Annotated in this window: 14 protein-coding genes; 7 read left to right on the forward strand and 7 right to left on the reverse strand. The window is 70.6% G+C overall.

The genetic code is table 11. The annotated features are described in order from the left end of the window. Positions 1–22 precede the first annotated feature (22 nt). A complete protein-coding gene (locus ACFWV8_RS31800) occupies positions 23–1,636 on the forward strand; it encodes an FAD-binding oxidoreductase (protein ID WP_384211982.1) in 1,614 nt (537 codons plus the stop codon). Positions 1,637–1,654: 18 nt separating this feature from the next. Here ACFWV8_RS31800 and ACFWV8_RS31805 read toward each other — a convergent pair whose 3' ends face one another. The 6 genes from ACFWV8_RS31805 to ACFWV8_RS31830 form a co-directional block, all read right to left on the reverse strand. Next, positions 1,655–2,380 (reverse strand): phosphatase PAP2 family protein, encoded by a 726-nt coding sequence (locus tag ACFWV8_RS31805; RefSeq protein ID WP_384211985.1) that lies wholly within the window; start codon positions 2,378–2,380, stop codon positions 1,655–1,657. A 326-nt stretch (positions 2,381–2,706) separates the two neighbouring features. Continuing rightward, positions 2,707–3,717 (reverse strand): NlpC/P60 family protein, encoded by a 1,011-nt coding sequence (locus tag ACFWV8_RS31810; protein ID WP_384212029.1) that lies wholly within the window; start codon positions 3,715–3,717, stop codon positions 2,707–2,709. Positions 3,718–3,793: 76 nt separating this feature from the next. After that, positions 3,794–5,443 (reverse strand): serine/threonine-protein kinase, encoded by a 1,650-nt coding sequence (locus ACFWV8_RS31815; RefSeq protein ID WP_384211987.1) that lies wholly within the window; start codon positions 5,441–5,443, stop codon positions 3,794–3,796. A 54-nt stretch (positions 5,444–5,497) separates the two neighbouring features. Next, on the reverse strand, positions 5,498–5,827 hold the full coding sequence (locus ACFWV8_RS31820) for a hypothetical protein (RefSeq protein WP_384211991.1): 330 nt from the start codon (positions 5,825–5,827) through the stop codon (positions 5,498–5,500). Between the two features lie 227 nt (positions 5,828–6,054). Next, on the reverse strand, positions 6,055–7,866 hold the full coding sequence (locus tag ACFWV8_RS31825; RefSeq protein ID WP_384211995.1) for an alpha/beta hydrolase: 1,812 nt from the start codon (positions 7,864–7,866) through the stop codon (positions 6,055–6,057). Between the two features lie 35 nt (positions 7,867–7,901). Further along, the gene (locus tag ACFWV8_RS31830; RefSeq protein ID WP_384212003.1) at positions 7,902–8,306 is read right to left on the reverse strand and encodes a hypothetical protein; all 405 of its coding nucleotides are present in this window, start codon (positions 8,304–8,306) and stop codon (positions 7,902–7,904) included. A 500-nt stretch (positions 8,307–8,806) separates the two neighbouring features. Here ACFWV8_RS31830 and ACFWV8_RS31835 point away from each other — a divergent pair, with 500 nt between their 5' ends. The 6 genes from ACFWV8_RS31835 (at position 8,807) to ACFWV8_RS31860 (ending at position 16,178) form a co-directional block, all read left to right on the forward strand. Further along, positions 8,807–9,115, forward strand: coding sequence for a hypothetical protein (locus ACFWV8_RS31835; RefSeq protein WP_329385727.1), 309 nt, complete (start codon positions 8,807–8,809; stop codon positions 9,113–9,115). A gap of 253 nt (positions 9,116–9,368) precedes the next feature. Then, positions 9,369–10,241, forward strand: coding sequence for a hypothetical protein (locus ACFWV8_RS31840; protein ID WP_384212009.1), 873 nt, complete (start codon positions 9,369–9,371; stop codon positions 10,239–10,241). Beyond that, a complete protein-coding gene (locus tag ACFWV8_RS31845) occupies positions 10,231–11,592 on the forward strand; it encodes a hypothetical protein (protein ID WP_384212014.1) in 1,362 nt (453 codons plus the stop codon). The genes ACFWV8_RS31840 and ACFWV8_RS31845 overlap by 11 nt, the downstream gene beginning before the upstream one ends. Further along, positions 11,589–13,160 carry an SCO6880 family protein gene (locus ACFWV8_RS31850; protein ID WP_384212020.1) on the forward strand — a complete coding sequence of 524 codons (1,572 nt, stop codon included), beginning with the start codon at positions 11,589–11,591 and terminating at the stop codon, positions 13,158–13,160. The genes ACFWV8_RS31845 and ACFWV8_RS31850 overlap by 4 nt, the downstream gene beginning before the upstream one ends. A gap of 61 nt (positions 13,161–13,221) precedes the next feature. Then, complete coding sequence (locus tag ACFWV8_RS31855) at positions 13,222–14,670, forward strand: ATP-binding protein (RefSeq protein ID WP_189110611.1); 1,449 nt, start codon at positions 13,222–13,224, stop codon at positions 14,668–14,670. A gap of 5 nt (positions 14,671–14,675) precedes the next feature. Continuing rightward, a complete protein-coding gene (locus ACFWV8_RS31860) occupies positions 14,676–16,178 on the forward strand; it encodes a type VI secretion protein (RefSeq protein ID WP_384212024.1) in 1,503 nt (500 codons plus the stop codon). Positions 16,179–16,197: 19 nt separating this feature from the next. Here ACFWV8_RS31860 and ACFWV8_RS31865 read toward each other — a convergent pair whose 3' ends face one another. Next, positions 16,198–16,761 carry a GNAT family N-acetyltransferase gene (locus tag ACFWV8_RS31865; protein WP_384212027.1) on the reverse strand — a complete coding sequence of 188 codons (564 nt, stop codon included), beginning with the start codon at positions 16,759–16,761 and terminating at the stop codon, positions 16,198–16,200. Between the last annotated feature and the right edge of the window lie 170 nt (positions 16,762–16,931).

The raw sequence follows: 16,931 nt of genomic DNA on the forward strand, positions 1-16,931 counted from the left end.
GACCGACACGGGGAGGCGCCCGATGGAACGGCGCACACTGCTGGCCACCGCGCTGGCCATGACCACGGCAGGCGCGGTGAGCGCCTGCACGGGCGGCGGCGGGGAGGACGGCGCGGGCGGGGCAGGCGGGGCCGACGGAAAGGGCTCGCCGGGCGCCTCGGCGAACCGGCCCCCGTCGGCGCGTACCTCCTCCTCCCCGGCCTGGGCCGCACTCGCCTCGGGGCTGGCGGGACGGCTCGTACGGCCGGGAGACGGCGAGTACGCGACGGCCCGTCAGCTCTACAACACCCGCTTCGACGGCCTGAAGCCCGCAGCCGTCGCGTACGTCGCCGGCGAGGACGACATCAGGGAGTGCCTGGGCTTCGCCCGGAGGTACGGCACACCCGTCTCGATCCGCAACGGCGGCCATTCCTATGCCGGTTGGTCCAGCGGCAACGGCCGGCTCGTCATCGACGTCTCCTCCCTCGACGGTCTCGGCGACGCCGCGTCGGACGGGGTGATCGGCGCGGGCGCGAAGCTCGCCGGGGTCTACGGGGCGCTCGCCCGGAAGGGCCTCACGATCCCGGGCGGTTCCTGCGCCACCGTCGGCATCTCCGGTCTCACGCTGGGCGGCGGCCATGGCGTGGTCTCCCGCGCGTACGGTCTGACGTGCGACAGCCTCACCTCCGCGACGGTCGTGACGGCCGACGGCAGGCGCCTGATCGCGGACGCCGAGCAGAACCAGGACCTCTTCTGGGCCCTGCGGGGTGCGGGCAACGGCAACTTCGGTGTTGTCACCGAGCTCCGCTTCCGTACCCACCCCGCCACCACCGGGGTCGCGGCGAACTTCAACTGGCCGTGGTCAAAGGCCCGTTCGGTGCTGGCGGCATGGCAGGAGTGGGGCCCCGACCAGCCGGACGAGATCTGGTCGTCGTTCCATGTCGCGGTGGGCGCGGGCGGCGGCGCGGGCGGTGGCGCGGACCCGACGGTCGCGGTGTCCGCCTTCACCCTCGGCAGCGAGGCCGACCTCAAGAACGCCGCCGACCGGCTCGCCGACCGCGCGGGCTCATCGGCGAGCTTCGTCTCGCTGCGTCCGGGCACCTACGAGGAGGCGATGCGCGCGTACGCCGGATGCGCCGGACTCGGCGAGGACCAGTGCCGGCTGCCCGGCACAACGCCCGGCCGCAGGACGAACGGCGCGCTGCGACGGGAGACGTACGCCGCGACCTCGGACTTCTTCGACCGGTCGCTCCCGCCGGCGGGCATCGACGCCCTGCTGTCGGCGGTACGGGACTTCAGCCGGATCACGGCCGCCGACGGCGCGGGGTCGGGCACCATCACGCTGACGGCGCTCGGCGGCGCGATCAACCGGGTGGCCCCCCTGGCGACGGCCTTCGTACACCGCCGCTCCCGGATGCTCGCGCAGTACGTGGCGTCCTGGCGCCCCGGCACATCCGGCACCGCGCAGCGCGCGTGGCTGAGAACCGGCCAGGGCGCGCTGCGCGGACACGCCTCGGGCGCGGCGTACCAGAACTACACCGACCCCTCGCTGACCGACTGGCGCACCGCGTACTACGGCCCGGCGGCGGGACGGCTGAAGAAGCTGAAGGAACGGTACGACCCCGGCCGCCTGTTCGACTTTCCCCAGGCCCTCTGAGACCCGCCCGGACAGGACCTACGCGGCGAGGTTGTTGTCGTCGGGCCGCTGCTCGGGGATGCCGAGCGGCCGGGTCCCCGGCGCCTCGGCGGCCTCGGCCCGGTCGGCGTCCCGCGCGGCCCGCGACCGTACGAGCAGCCCCGCCCGCCCCGACCGGCAGACCGCCGACACCAGGGGGGTGAGGAGCGCCATGGCGAGCGGCGCAAGGAGCAGCACCACGGCCGTACCGAGGGCGAGTCCGCCGATGACGTCGGTCGGGTAGTGCGCGCCCATGTAGACCCAGCTGAAGCCCTCGACCAGCGCGAGCCCGATCGCGGCGAGCCCGAACCCGCGGTGCGCGACGAAGATGCCGGTGGCCAGGGCCATGGCCATCGTGGCGTGGTCGCTGACGAAGGAGAAGTCGGTCCGGAGGGGCACGAGGACATCGAGCCCCGGGTGGTCGACGTAGGGACGTTCGCGCCCGACGAACTCCCGGATCGGGATGTTGACCAGCAGCGCGACACCGGCGGCGAGCGGCGCCCACAGCAGCCCGGCGACGGCGGCCACCGAATCCTCGGCCGCCCGCTGCCGCCGCACACTCCACCAGCACCAGAGCCCGACGAGGACGAGCGCGGTCACGATCCCGTACTTGCCGGCGAACTCCGCACCGCGGTCGAACCAGTCGGGGGCCGACCCGGCCAGACCGTTGATGTCGTAGAGCAGGCTGACGTCGGGGTTCGACCCATCGATAGCGAGTCCAGCCATGTGCTGCGGCCCCTTGCCTTGTTGCCCACCACGACACACCTGCGGGCGTGTCGCTTCCACCAACCCCCGTGGTGCATGCGGTCAGCGCTGCGCGATCAACGCCACAGCCCCAGTCCAGGGAACGGCCTGATACCCCACCAGGTTCCAGACTTCACCGGACGATCTCCAGGACGTTATCGAAGAGTGACACATCGTCGCAGCTCAGAGCGGTGAACGAACGAAGAATTCCGGCCATGCGCGCCCCGTGACGGGCCTGAGTCCACCCTTCCGGATGTCAACTCGCGGCCCATCTTACGACCCGTCGGACCGACGCCCCGTCAGCCGTTTCACGTATCGGACTTCCGCCCGGTGGGCAGATCGGTCGGCAGCGATTTCGCGCCGTCTTCGGTGACCCTGGTCGCCCCGAAGTAGTCAGGAGTGTCGATTTTGTCGAACCGGATCACGGCGCCGGTGTACGGAGCGTTGATCATGTACCCGCCACCGACATAGATGCCCACGTGCCGGATGGCCCGCGAATTGGTGAGGTCGTCGGAGAAGAACACGAGATCGCCGGGCATGAGCTGATCGCGCGAGGGATGCTCGCCGGCGTTGTACTGATCGTTGGCGACCCGGGGCAGCTCGATCCCGACGGACCGATAGGCAGCCTGAGTAAGCCCGGAACAGTCAAACCGCCCCTGCTGCTCGGGCGTCCCGTTCCCGCCCCACAGATACTTGGTCCCGAGCTTCTTCTGCGCGTAGTAGATGGCACCGGCGGCCTGGCGGGAGGGTTCTACGCGGCCGACGGGGCGGGCGAAGCTCTGTTCGAGGGTGGTGATGACCTTCACGTAGTTCTGCGTCTCGGGATACGGCGGGACGCCCCCGTACTTGATGACCGCGTACGCACCCGCGTTGTAGGCCGCGAGCATGTTCTTGGTCTGGTCGCCCGGCACGTCGACGACGTACCCGGCGAGCTTGCAGTCGTACGTCGCCGCCGACGGAATCGCGTCCTCGGGGTCCCAGACGTCGCGGTCGCCGTCCTTGTCCCCGTCGACCCCGTGCGCCGCCCAGGTCCCCGGGATGAACTGCGCTATGCCCTGGGCCTTCGCCGGGCTCACGATGTCGGGGTCCCAGCCGCTTTCCTGGTAGAGCTGCGCGGCGAGCAGCGCGGGATTGATCGCCGGGCAGAGGTTGCCCCAGTCCTGTACCAGCCGCTGGTACTTCGCGGGCACGGCCCCCTTGGCCAGGGCGACCGCCCCACCACCTCCGGCGCCGCCGAGCCCCGCGGCCGCGGAGAACGTCCCGACGACGAGCAGCACGACAAAGCTCAGGCTCAGCCCGAGCCCGATCGCACCGCCGATCCAGAATTTCCGCACCCCTCAACCCTCCCCCATCCAGGACACGTTCACCGCCATTTTTCCGTCTGTCGTGTCGGTTCTATTCGGACACGGACTCGGTGGACATGAATCCGGTGCACAGGACGCTCTTGTGGGCCTTGTCCGAGGTGGCGTGGTGGTAGACGACGGTCCACTCGCCGGGGTCGTCGGAGAGCGGCAGCGCGGGCCGGACCTTGCCGTCGGCGCGGAAGGAGAAGTCGTCGGGGTAGGTGAGGAACGTCCACTCGGTCTCGTCGCCCTCGTACAGATCGGCGGCCTTGCTCACGAAGCCGAACCGGTCGCTGTTCTGGTCCGAGGTGCCGGGGCGGCCGTCGGCGTCGAGCCGGTGGGGAGGCTTGATCTCGACGGCGAGGTAGTACGGGGGAAGGTTCGGCTCCTCGTACTTGAGCCGGTAGCCGATCTCCACCTTGCCGGGAGGGAGTTCACCGGTGAAGTCGGTCTCGGGGGTGGTGACGGAGTACTGGAACTGGAGCGGCGGCTCCTCCTCGCCGGGAAGGTTGCAGCTGTCCCTGAGACCGTTCCAGGCGTGCCGGGAGGTGCCGATGTCCTGGATGTACTGGGGAGGGCCGTCGGGAGTGGCGTCGCCGGCGGGCTTCTTGGAGGCACCGCCGCTCGGGGCGGCACCGCCGCTCTTTCCGCCGTCGCCCCCGGCTCCCGGGAGGAGCCACACGGCCGTGGCGACGGAGACCCCGACGACGGCGCCGACAGCGGTGGCGACGAGCCAGGGGGTACCGCGCCGGGAGGAGCGTGTCGGGACTGACGGCGGGGGTCCCTGGGTCGGGAGGTGGTGTATCGCCGGCGGCGTCGCGTGCTGGGGGCGCTGGGGCGTGTCCGGCACCACGTCGGCCATGGCGACCAGCGGCTGGTAGGCGGGATCGTCCACGAGGGCCGTGTCCACGGCGCACCGCCGGATGAGCTCCGCCGGATCGGGCCGGCGGGCGGGATCCTTGGCGACGCACTCACGGATGAGCGCGGCGAGAGCGGGCTCGACCCCGGCGACGTCGATCTCCCCGTGAACGGCGCGGTAACTCACGGCGGCGCCGTCCCCGACCCCGAACGGCGCGCGCCCCGTGGCCGCGTAGGCGACGGTCGCGCCGAGAGCGAAGATGTCGGCGGCATCGCCCACCTCGTTGCGCGCGAGCACCTCGGGCGCGGTGTAGCCGGGCGTACCGGGCGCCTGGCCGTCCTGTGTGAGGGCGGTCTGCCCGGCCCCGCGGGCGATGCCGAAGTCGATCAACTGGGGCCCCTGGGCGGCCAGGAGAACGTTCTGCGGCTTCAGATCGCGGTGCGTGACGCCGTACGCGTGGACGCTGGCCAGCCCCTCGGCCATGGCGGCGATCAGCCGCCGACAGGTCTCGGCGGGAAACGGCCCCCGCTCGTGCACGGCGCGGGCGAGGGTGGGGCCGGTGACGTACTCGGTGGCGATCCAGTACGGGGCGGCGTCCAGCCCGGCGTCGATCAGGTTCGCGGTGTACGCGCTGCGCACGGCGCGAACGGTCTCCGCCTCCCGCCGGAACCGGGCGAGAGCCTCGGGATGCTCGGTGATCTCCTCCCGCACGACCTTGACGGCCACGAGCCGCCCCCCGGGCGACCGCCCGAGATACACCTGCCCCATCCCACCCGCCCCGAGCCGCGCGAGCAGCACGTAGTCACCGATGCGCGCGGGGTCCTGGGCTCTGAGGGCATCCACGGGAACGACTGTGCCACAGGGGCGGGGCGGGGGGCATGGGGAGCTGACTGCGGCTCAGGTGCGGGGGGTGGGTGTGGCCGCAGACCAGAAGTCGTCGTGGGCGTCGGGACGAGGAATAGGGCCGCCGGCGTAGTTGGGGCCGTTGGTCTCAGCCGTGGGGTCCGCGACGGCTGATTTCTCCACGCATGGAGTAGCGACCTCGAAGAAGGCCTGGCCCTCTCCTCCGATGCTGAGTCTGATCCCGAATCCGTCGGGGGATCTGCCGTAGATGGCGGGGAACTTGGGGCTGCTGTTGACGGAGGTGATCTCGTAGCCGCTCTTCCGCCAGGATCGCTCGACAACTCCGAGGAATCCGCCACGTCGCTGCTCGGAAATAATCGTCATCACAGCCCGACGCCGCGACAAGTCGCAGCTCCCTGCGGTTGTCTCACCGTGCGTCCACCTGACCTCGGGCCGAATCGCGCGAAAGGTGCCCTCAAGAATGGAATCCGCACGGTCCGCTGCCTCCTGCATGTTCAAAACCCGCTCCCCATCCGCTCCGGATCCGTCGGGTGCCGCGCATCCGACCATTGTGACGCAAGCCAATGCAAGTCCCAGGGCGCGTCGCAATCTCATCCCCTCCTGTGCCTGTCCATCTGAACGTATCGGTAGTCCCCGACAACGATCCTGGCGATATTGTCCGCGGACGTGACGTCCTTTCCGGGATTGAAATAGTTGGAATGCGCCTGCACCCCACCCACAACCAAACTCGGCCCGTCATCCACCCTGAATCTCCTCGCCCCGAAATCCTCGTGCGCCGGATCCGTGCCGAACCAGATCTCGCTCTCCCTCGTCTGCGCGTCCTGCGCGAAATACGCCGCCGCCGCACCCCCCGCCCCGCCGACCGCCGCCCCCACCGGCCCTCCCAGCACCGCCCCCGCCGACGCTCCCCCCAGCGCGCCCATCCCCATGCCCTGCGCCTCCGCCTTCGCCGGTGCTCGCGTCACCGGGTCGTTCTCCGCCGCGCCGACGTAGACATGGCCTCTGCCCACCCCCAGCTCGTCCGCGGAATCCGCGCCCGTTCCCGGGCTGCCCACCAGCACAATGTCGTCCACGCCCGGAATACCCCCTTCCCTCTGCGCGGCCTGGCCCACCGTCAGGGAACCGTACGAGTGGCCCACCGCCGTCACATGCGGGTTCTCATTCTCGTTCGTCGCCGCGATTCCCGCCATGAAGCCGCCGTACGCCGACGCTCCCGCCTCCGCCCGGTCCGTGAACATCACGTCCGAATTCCCCGGGATGTCGTCCAGCGAAAGCTGCGGCGCGTTATATCCGAGCCACACGATCGACGCCGTGGACGCGTCGTACTCCTGCGCACCCATCCACGTATCCCTCGCCCGCTTCAAATCGTCCTCCGCGAAACTCTCGTCCAACCCCGTCCCCAGCCCCGGCACATACGCCGACACATTCCTCGCCGTATCCGGATTCCCGTACGACACGATCGCCCGCCCATTCCCCTCGTCCCCGATACCCAGCAGAAACATCGGCGGATGACCTCCCGCCCGCAACTGCCCGTCGATGGATCTCAGGCCCGCCAGCATCGTCCGCGACCTGTCGTCCTCCGCCCCCTCCAGCTTCCCCATCAGAAGCGCCAAGTTGTCGCGGTTCGCCGCGTCGCGGACCGTGGCCGGGATGCCGTCCAGGTTGCCGATCAGGTCCGGGTGGACCGCCAGGTACTCCTCCCGCTGTTCCGCCGTCAGGCCCCGCCACCAGGCCAGGCGTTCCGCCGCCGTCGCCTCGTGGGGGATCGCCGCCCTGAGGTAGTCCGCCGTCAGCGCGCGCACCGCCGCCGCGTCCCCGCTCGCGTCCGCCCACATCGCGGCCGTGACCTTCAGGCCGTCCCGCGCGGTCAGCTTCCGCAGCGTCTCCGTGTACCGCGCGTCGATCTCCGCCGCCCCGCTCAGCGCACGGGCGATCCGGTCAGCGATACCCTGCGCCTTCGCCGCGAGCGGGTTCGGGCTCGTGAGCCCGGCCGGCGGACCCGACCGCAGATACGCGTGGCCCGACGCCGTACCGCCCCGCAGCTTCTCCTTCGTGAACGGATCCTCCCCCGCCGCCGGATAACTCACCGACCCGTCCACCTGCACCGTGAGCCCCAGGCCGCCCGCCTCCTCCAGCGCGTCCCGAAGCTGCCGCTGCGGGCCGCGGAGGTCCTGGGCGAGGCTGTTCAGCGTCGTACGGACCAGCCCGCACTCCGTGTAGATGTACGACAAGTTCCGCCCCAGCGCCCGCAACCGCCCCACCGCCGCCCGCGCCGCCTCGCCCTCCTGAGCCGCGGTCAGCCCCGCGAGCAGCTGCTTGTCGATCCGGTCACGTGCCGCGTCCGCGCGGTTGCTCGCCCTGCCCCAGCCGTCCGCCGCACCCTCCAGCTCGGCGCATCTCACATCCCGTAACCGCTCCCACGTGAGCCCGCCACCGCTCACCGCGCGACCCCCGCGTCGACTGCCGCGTCAACCGCGGCGATTCCCGACCCGATCGCGGTGTCGTGCTCACCCTGCGTCCTGGCCACCGCCCGCAACGGCCCCGCCAGGCTTCCGCACTCGTCGCGCGCTGCCTCGATGCGCCGTTCCCATGACGTACGTACGGTCGCCAGCACCCCGACGACGCTCAGCCCTTCCCCGCCGCCCGCCACGCCCTCGTGCGCCGTTTCGAACTCCGCCTTCAGACAGGCCAGCTGTGTACGCATCACCTCCGCCCCGCCCGCCGCCCGCGTCCACGGCCCGTCGCTGTGCGACAGCCGCTCCCCCGGCCCCGCGCCCGAGACCTCCGGCCCCGCGCCCGCCTCGTCGGCCAGCGCCCGCAATCCGCCCGTATGGCCAGTCATGCCACCCGCCCCTGTCCTCTGTTGTCCGGGATGTCGGGTGGCACTGTCCCAACCCGGGACCGGACGGACGCCGCACGGAAAGGAGGCGGAAGAACGGACGGAGCCGCCGCGGAAGGACCGAAGCCCCGTTCCCCGTTGGCATCGGCCGCGCCCGGCAACGTCGCGGCGTCCCGGGCAGGTTCACCCGTACGGTGGGCCTGTCTCCGCCCGCGACTGGCGCACGGATGGCGCACGGACGCAAAACCGCGGCGGGCGCAAGAGTGCACAACGCCAATCATTGCCCGGAGTCACTCTCCGTGATACACAGAGTGACCGTACGCGTACTCGCATACTCCGGTTCACGACGCAGGTCAGGGCGGTCGGATCGGTCAAACGTGCGGGGATCGGGTAAAGAGACCCGCCAAGTCGGCATACGAGGCCGGTTCCATCAGCGAAGATAGAAGGCGATCCGTGCCGCCGGGGCGCGGTCACTTAACAACCCAACAGGGGCGGTGAGTTGCATGGACGTGGACGCCGAGAAGGGCGACATCAACACCATCATCGGTGGTATCGCTCCGAGCTGGGGGCCCTTCGGGAACCTGGGCACGGAAGCGCGCATCATTGTCGAGGTGGTGATGGCCATCGCCATCCTGCTCTGTCTCGCCATCGCGATCTGGGGTGCGGCCAAGCAGCGTATCGGCGCGACCGCGCTGCGGGACACCTTCAGCGCGGAGCAGGGCAAGGGCCTGATCGTCGCCGGACTGACCGGCGTCTTCATCATCGGGTCCCTCGGGACGGTCTTCACGATTGTGTACGGGATGGCTGTTTAGCGTCACTTCGGTCCGATCCACGCCGGGTCCGCCCGGCCCACCCTCAACATCATCCGAATCGACACCATCCGTCCCCTCACCATCCGTCCGTCGCGCCCATCCGCCGAGGTTGCGTCTCCCTGATGTCGAGTCACCACACCGCGTCCGCGCGGAAACCAGTGCGGCTACCGTCGTGCCCGTCGTGCCACGCGGTACCGCAAGCGGCACTGCACACGGTCGAACCGGTCGAACCGGTCGAGGGGGCGGACGCGGCATGAGCTTCGGCGACGAGCACGGCCAGCACGGCCACGGGAACGACCCCGGCCGGCCGGCGGACGACGGCTTCGGCGGCATGGGCCAGACGCGCACGCGCCTGCCGGACGGCGGGGCCGGCGACGGATACGGGGGCGCCCGCCGCCCCCAACGGAGTTCACGCTCACTGATCGCGATGGTGGGCGTGGTGGTGCTGCTGATCGCGGCTATCGCGTTCGCGAACCGCGGTGGCGGCGACGACACGGACGCGTCGGGCAAGGGCGGCGCCGACAACGCGCCGGGCACGGACCCGACGGCGGCGTCGGGGGTGAAGCCGGTGACGGGGAAGAACGGGGGGATTCCTTCGGGGTTCGCGAAGGACGAGCAGGGGGCGGAGAGCGCGGCCTCCAACTACGCGGTAGCCCTCGGCTCTGACGGCATGTTCAACAGCGACAGCAGGCACAGGATCGTCGACACCATCTACACGCCCGCCGCTGCCGCGAAACTGAAGGGGCCGCAGGACGAGGCCTACTCTCCGGAGTTCCTGGCCAAACTCGGTCTCGACGCCAAGGGGAATGCTCCCGCCGACAGCACCTTCGTCTCCCGAACGGTCCCGGTGGGCACCAAGGTGGAGAGTTTCGCCGGCGACACCGCGAAGGTGTCCGTCTGGTACACGGGTCTCATCGGTATGTCCGGCCCGGACTCCACCGACCCGGTCAACACGACGTGGAAGACCTGGACCTTCGACCTGCAGTGGACGGCCGATGACTGGAGGGTGACCGCCGACTCCCAGAAGGACGGTCCCGCCCCGGTTCCGGGTGACATCGCCGCTTCCACCGCCGACGAGATCAGCAAGGCTGTTGATGAGTACGGAGGCTTCACCTATGCCAGGTAGCTACCGCGTCCGTATTCGCTCGGTCGTCACCGCGTTGGCAACCGTGCAGACCGGGCTGTTTCTGTTCGCCGCGCGAGCGACAGCGGCGCCCACTCCCTCGCCGTCCCCGAGCGACAACCCCTGCGACCTCTTGATCGGCCCAGCCAAGGAGTACTGCGAGGACGGCGAAGCGAGCAGCTCCTCCCGCAACTCCCCACCCCTCAACGACCCCACCGACATCGTCGACCCCCTCACCGCCCTCGCCCGCGGCTGCGCCGAGGCCGCCTCGTGGACCGTCGACACCCTCTCCAAAGCCGTGAAGGAGACCGCCACGGTCGACTTCACCAACACCGCCTTCCTCTCCCAGTACGCCGTCGTCTTCGCCGCCGCCACCATCCTCACCCTCATCCTCTGGCTCCTCGCCGTCGCCAAGCGCGCCATCCGCGGCGTCCCGCTGACCACCGCCATCTCCGAGGCCATCGGGTTCCTCTGGCTCACCGTCCTCGCCTCCGCCTTCACGCCGCTCATCCTCTACACCCTCGTCTCCGCCACCGACGGCGTCACCGACGTCGTCGCCAGCGGGACCAGCGGGCAGACCGACGTGTTCTTCGGGACGTTCTCCGAAGCGCTGAAGAAGGACACCGACATCGGCGGCGGGCCGATCATGCTGATCGTCGTCTCCCTCGTCACGATCCTCGCCGCCGGCATCCTCTATCTGGAGCTGTTCATCCGGGCGATCCTGCTCTACGTCGGCGCCCTCCTCGGCGTCGTCGTCTACTCGGGCCTCGTCGACAAGAACATGTGGGGCCATGTACGGCGCTGGGCCGGGCTCATGATCGCCATCATCATGGTGAAACCCGTCATCGTCATCGTCCTCGGCCTCGCCGGCGCGCTCACCTCCGACGACGGGCCCGACTCCTTCTCGGCCGTCGTCTCCGGGCTCGCCATCATCATCCTCGCGATCTTCGCCTCGGCCATGATCTACCGCTTCGTCCCCGGCTTCGGCGACGAGATCGCGAGCGCCCGCAGCAACGCCAAGCTGTCCACCTCCGGCGGCCGCGCCGCCGCCGTGATCAGTTCGCCCGCCGGTGTCGTCTCCCAGGGCATCAAGACCCACAGCGGGCGCAGCGGCGGAGGCGGCAACAACGACGGCAACAGCGGTGCCCGCCCCTCCAACCCCGTCTCCGGCGGCGTCGCCGCCCACAGCAGCCGCCCTTCCTCAGGAGCCTCGGGAGGCGGAGGCGGCAGCGTCCCCTCGCCCGCCCCCGCCCCACGCGCCAGCAGCCCCACCAGCGGCACCCCCCACAGCAGCCGCAGCAACCACGGAACCCGCGGTACCGGTAACAACAGCACAGGAGGTGGAGGGCGTTGACGACTCAGTCCCATGCGGTCGCGCCCCGCCGTACGTATCTCATCGGCCGCGCGCGGCCGAACGCGATCGTCGGCAAGAACCGTGAGACGGGCGAGATCGCGCTGATCATCGCCGGCGCGTTCCTCGGCATGATGAGCGGCCTCGTCGTGCCCATCCTGTCCCTGCGCATCGTGACACTGCTCGGGTTCCCGCTCCTCGCGCTGGCCGCGGTGTACGTCCCGTACAAGCACCGCACGGTCTACAAGTGGTTCGAGATCAACCGCAGTTTCAAACGGACCCTGCGCAACGGCACCACCTACCGCTCCGCCGCCATGGAGTCCGGCACCATGGCCGACGGCCGCGAGGTCGAGGTCGGCCCCCCGCCCGGCATCGGGCGGATCAACTGGCTGGCCGCACCCTTCGGGCCCGACGAGATCGCCGTCCTGCTGCACGCCGACCGCCGCACCGTCACCGCCGCCATCGAGATCGAGGGCCCCGGCGTCGGCCTGCGCGACAGCGAGGACCAGGAAGCGCTCGTCGACCGGTTCGGCACGCTCCTCAAGCACGTCGCCAACGGGGACGGCTTCGTCACCCGCCTCCAGATGCTCGCCCGTACGCTCCCCGCCGACCCCGACGCGCACGCCAAGGACGTCGCCCAGCGCGGTGACTCCGCGTCCCCGGGCTGGCTCCAGGAGTCGTACGAGCAGCTCCAGTCCATGGTCTCGACCTCCAGCGAGCAGCACCGCGCCTATCTCGTCGCCTGCATGCACTACACCCGCGAACTGGCCTCCGAGGGCCAGGCCATGGCCCGCGCCACCCGCCAGGCCGCGGGCGGCGGGAGGGGCGGCCGGGGCCGCAAGCTCGACAAGGACGCCGGCCTCGCCGTCGTCATGGCCCGCGAGCTCACCGACATCTGCGCCCGCCTCGCGGAGGCCGACATCCGCGTCCGCCAGCCGCTCGGGCAGGCCCGGCTGGCCTCGCTCGTGCACTCGATGTACGACCCGGACCACCCCATAGACCACATCCAGGCCATGACGAAGCGCAACGCCTGGCCCGCCGAGCTGGACGCCATGGAGCCCACGTACCTCCAGGCCAAGACCCGCGAGTCCTCCACCCGCGCGCCCTGGTGCCACTCCACGGCCTGGGTGAAGGAGTGGCCGATGACCCCGGTCGGCGTCAACTTCCTCGCCCCGCTACTCGTCCACACACCCGACGTGATCCGTACGGTCGCGGTCTGCATGGACCTGGAGCCGACCGAGGTCGCCATCGAGCGGATGCTCACGGAGAAGACGAACGACGAGGCCGACGCGAGCCGCGCGGCCAAGATGAACCGCACCGTCGACCCGCGCGACATCGCGGCGCACGGCCGGCTCGACCAGCGGGGTGAAGATCTCGCCAGTGGCGCGGCGGGGGTCAACATTGTCGGGTACATCACGGTGTCGTCCCGCTCGCCCGAGGCCCTGGCCAGGGACAAGCGGACGATCCGGGCGTCCGCCGGCAAGTCGTATCTGAAGCTGGAGTGGTGCGACCGCGAGCACCACCGGGCGTTCGTGAACACCCTGCCGTTCGCCACCGGCATCCGCCGATGAGCACCGCCCGCCACCCGACGACCACTGTTCAGAAGCCGACCGCCGCTGATAGGGGCCTGTGATGCGAGATCCCATGTCCGCCTTCACGGACGCCTTCACCAGCTTCCTCTTCGGGAAGGTGGAGACCACCCGGCTCCCGGTCCGTACGTCCACCGGCCAGGCACAGGCCGTCTATCTGCCGACCGCCGCACCCGGCCTCGGCGACTCGGGCGTCATCATCGGCCGGGAGGTCTACAGCGGCAAGGGCTACATCTACGACCCCTTCCAGCTGTACGGCCAGCAACTCCCCGCCCCGCACTGGCTCGTCCTCGGCGAGTCCGGCAACGGCAAGTCGGCCCTGGAGAAGACGTACGTCCTGCGGCAGCTGCGCTTCCGCGACCGCCAGGTCGTCGTCCTCGACGCCCAGGGCGAGGACGGCGCCGGCGAGTGGAACCTCATCGCGCAGGAGCTCGGCATAACCCCCATCCGGCTCGACCCGATGGCGGCCCTCGACGGCGGCATCAAGCTCAACCCCCTCGACCCGGCGATCACCACGACCGGCCAGCTCGCCCTGCTCCGCACCATCATCGAAGTCGCCATGGGCCACGGTCTGGACGAGCGCTCCGGCTTCGCGCTCAAGGTCGCCCACGCCTACGTCCACGCCACCATCGTCGAGCGCCAGCCCGTCCTGATGGACATCGTGGAGCAACTGCGCCACCCGGAGCCGGAGTCGGCCGAGGCGATGAACGTCGACATAGACGATGTACGGGCCTGGGGCCTGGACGTCGCCCTCGTCCTCGACCGGCTCGTCGACGGCGACCTGCGCGGCATGTTCGACGGGCCGACGACCGTCGGCATCGACCTGGACTCGCCGCTCATCGTCTTCGACCTCTCGCACATCGACCGCAACTCGATCGCGATGCCGATCCTGATGGCGATCGTCGGCGTCTGGCTGGAGCACACCTGGATCCGCCCCGACCGGAAGAAGCGCATCTTCCTGGTCGAGGAGGCCTGGCACATCATCAACTCCCCGTTCGTCGCACAGCTCTTCCAGCGGCTCCTCAAGTTCGGCCGTCGGCTGGGTCTTTCGTTCGTGGCGGTCGTCCACCATCTCTCCGACGTGGTGGACGGCGCCGCGGCCAAGGAAGCCGCCGCCATCCTCAAGATGGCGTCGACCCGGACGATCTACGCGCAGAAGGCGGACGAGGCGAGGTCCACCGGTCAGGTCCTCGGACTGCCGCGCTGGGCGGTCGAGATCATCCCAAGCCTCACGCCCGGTATCGCTGTGTGGGACGTCAACGGCAACGTCCAGGTCGTCAAACACCTGGTCACCGAGGCCGAACGACCACTGGTCTTCACCGACCGCGCGATGACGGAGAACAGCCAGGCGTCCAACGCCTCGGACGCCGCCGACGCCCTGAGCGGCGGACTGCCCGACGACGTACGGGCCGCCGAGTGGGAGGCGGAACAGCGCGCGATCCTCATGGAACAGCAGCGGTTGAACGCGTCCTCCGAGTCCACGGTGGCGTGACGGGCATGGCTGCGGGCAATGGTTCGAACGGCGCGGCCCCGGAGCGCGGGATCCCGGATGGGCTGATCCTGGGCGTGCTGGGATTCCTGCTCGGGATCACGCTGTTCGTGTGGACGGCGACAGGCCTCGCCGCGCTCTTCGCGCACGGCTCGTGGCCGGACACGGTGACCTTCATGCGGACGCCGTCGGCGGTACGGCAGTTGGTCTCGGCCCCGCACGACCTCCCGGCCGCGTGGCCGGACACACCGCCGGGCGAACTCTCCGGATACGGGCTGTTCTGGGGCCTGTTCATCGGCGAGCTGATGGTGGCGACGGTGCTGGCGGTGTTCGTGCTGGGCGTGGTGGCCCGCTGGCGCGCGCTGCGTACGGTACGGCTCCGGGAACGCGAACGGGCGCGGGAGGAGCGGGAGTCGCGGGAGGAGCGGGCCGAGAAGGCGTACGCGCCGGAGCCCCCGGCGCAGCAGGCCCCGGAACCGGCACCGGCCCCCGCCCCCGTGCCTGTCGAGCAGGCCCAACCCGCCGCCCCGCCCGTACCCGCCCCTGTACCGGTCCCCGCCCCCCGTACCGCCCCGTACGCCCACGTCCGCTACGGCGCCCCCCACACCCGCCGCCCCGCCGCCGTGCAGGCCATCCAAGACGCCGAGGGCCCCGCGCTCGTCATCACCTCCGACCCCACCGTCTGGTCCGAGACCAAGGACGCCCGCGCCAAACTGGGCCCCGTCCTCATCTACGACCCCGGTCACCTCTGTGACACCCCGGCCCGCCTCCACTGGTCCCCCACCACCGGCTGCGAGGACGCCGACACCGCCACCGCGCGTGCCGCCGCGCTGCTCGGCCCCGTACGCCCGCCGGCCCGGCTCGACGCCGCCATGGCCGACACGGCGCAGACCCTGCTGCGCTGCTGGCTGCACGCCGCCGCGGTCGACGGACGGCCCTTCAAGCAGGTGCACCGCTGGGCGCAGGGAGGCAACGCCCACGACGCCGTACGGCTCCTGCGCATCCACCCCAAGGCCGCATCCGGGCTCGCGGGCCTGCTGGAGTCGGCACTCACCGCGCACCCCGAACGCCGGGAGATCGCCCAGCAGTTGACGACCCGCGCCCTGACGTCCCTGTCGTCCATCCACATCCGCGAGACGTGCACACCCAATCGCGCCGACTCGCTCGCACTGGATTCTTTCGCGGCCGAGGGGGGCACGCTCTATGTGGTGGGTGAGCCGATCGAAGATCCGCGCACTCGTCCGGGAGCGATGCCGCTGCTCACCGCTCTCGCCTCAAGCGTGGTCGAGCACGGCCGCCGCATGGCCGTACGGTCATCCGCCGGTCGGCTCGACCCACCAATGACCCTGGTGCTGGACGACGTGGCGGCGGTGGCACCACTGCCCGCGCTGCCCGAACTGCTGGCGGACGGGGACGAGCAGGGAATGCCGGCGCTGGCCCTCCTGCGCTCACGCGAACAGGGCAGGGACCGCTGGCCGGACCGCTGGCCCCACCAGGAACTGCCCGCCTGAGCCACCCCGTTCACCCGCTTCAGACACCCGGTCGTGGCACCGCGAGCTCGAACTCCCGCGCGGCGGGATCGTTCCGCACCGGCAGGGTCTCCCCGGTCGGCTCGAATCCGAGCTTGCGGTACGCGGCCCGCGCCCGCCCGTTCCGCTCGTCCACGAACAGCCGCACTCGCTCGGCACGCGGCTCCTCCAACGACCACGCCCACGCGACGGCCGCGTCGAAGAGCTCCTTGAGCAGCCCGGCGCCCCGGTGCTCCGGCCGCAGGTACACACCGACGATATGCGCCTGGTCGTGATCGCTCCGGCCGCCCAGCACATCGGTCGCACCCCGCCGCTCGACCAGCACCACCACCGAACCGGCCCAGCCCCCGTCCGCCAGTCCGGCCACGAACTGCCGCGCCGATGCGCCCCGCGCCGATCCCTCCGTCCGCTCCCGCCAGAAGGAGTCCGGACGCTGTACGGCGTCCTCGTACGTATCGAGAAAGGCGACCGGCGCGGCGGGATCCCGCAGAGCGTCCAGCCGGAACTCCTTGGCCCTGGCCCATTCGTCGGCGCGAACGGCACGTACGACAGGTGTCTGATTCATGCGGCCGATCCTCCGCGCCCGGGGCCCCGGTCCACAAACCAGTTTCCGCAAGACCGCCCGTCGCAAAAAGGGTCTTGAACGCAGAAATGCCTCGGCCCCCGGACGAATGGTCCAGGGGCCGAGGCCAATAATTGTTCGGCGGCGTCCTACTCTCCCACAGGGTCCCCCCT

The organism is Streptomyces sp. NPDC058665 (genome assembly GCF_042714995.1).
GTDB lineage: Bacteria > Actinomycetota > Actinomycetes > Streptomycetales > Streptomycetaceae > Streptomyces.

Bases quoted from the DNA above. Each gene is read 5' to 3' on its own strand.
- ACFWV8_RS31830 (WP_384212003.1), bottom strand. From the start codon at position 8,306: ATGACTGGCCATACGGGCGGATTGCGGGCGCTGGCCGACGAGGCGGGC.
- ACFWV8_RS31800 (WP_384211982.1), top strand. From the start codon at position 23: ATGGAACGGCGCACACTGCTGGCCACCGCGCTGGCCATGACCACGGCA.
- ACFWV8_RS31835 (WP_329385727.1), top strand. From the start codon at position 8,807: ATGGACGTGGACGCCGAGAAGGGCGACATCAACACCATCATCGGTGGT.
- ACFWV8_RS31855 (WP_189110611.1), top strand. From the start codon at position 13,222: ATGCGAGATCCCATGTCCGCCTTCACGGACGCCTTCACCAGCTTCCTC.
- ACFWV8_RS31805 (WP_384211985.1), bottom strand. From the start codon at position 2,380: ATGGCTGGACTCGCTATCGATGGGTCGAACCCCGACGTCAGCCTGCTC.
- ACFWV8_RS31845 (WP_384212014.1), top strand. From the start codon at position 10,231: ATGCCAGGTAGCTACCGCGTCCGTATTCGCTCGGTCGTCACCGCGTTG.
- ACFWV8_RS31865 (WP_384212027.1), bottom strand. From the start codon at position 16,761: ATGAATCAGACACCTGTCGTACGTGCCGTTCGCGCCGACGAATGGGCC.
- ACFWV8_RS31840 (WP_384212009.1), top strand. From the start codon at position 9,369: ATGAGCTTCGGCGACGAGCACGGCCAGCACGGCCACGGGAACGACCCC.
- ACFWV8_RS31820 (WP_384211991.1), bottom strand. From the start codon at position 5,827: ATGACGATTATTTCCGAGCAGCGACGTGGCGGATTCCTCGGAGTTGTC.
- ACFWV8_RS31860 (WP_384212024.1), top strand. From the start codon at position 14,676: ATGGCTGCGGGCAATGGTTCGAACGGCGCGGCCCCGGAGCGCGGGATC.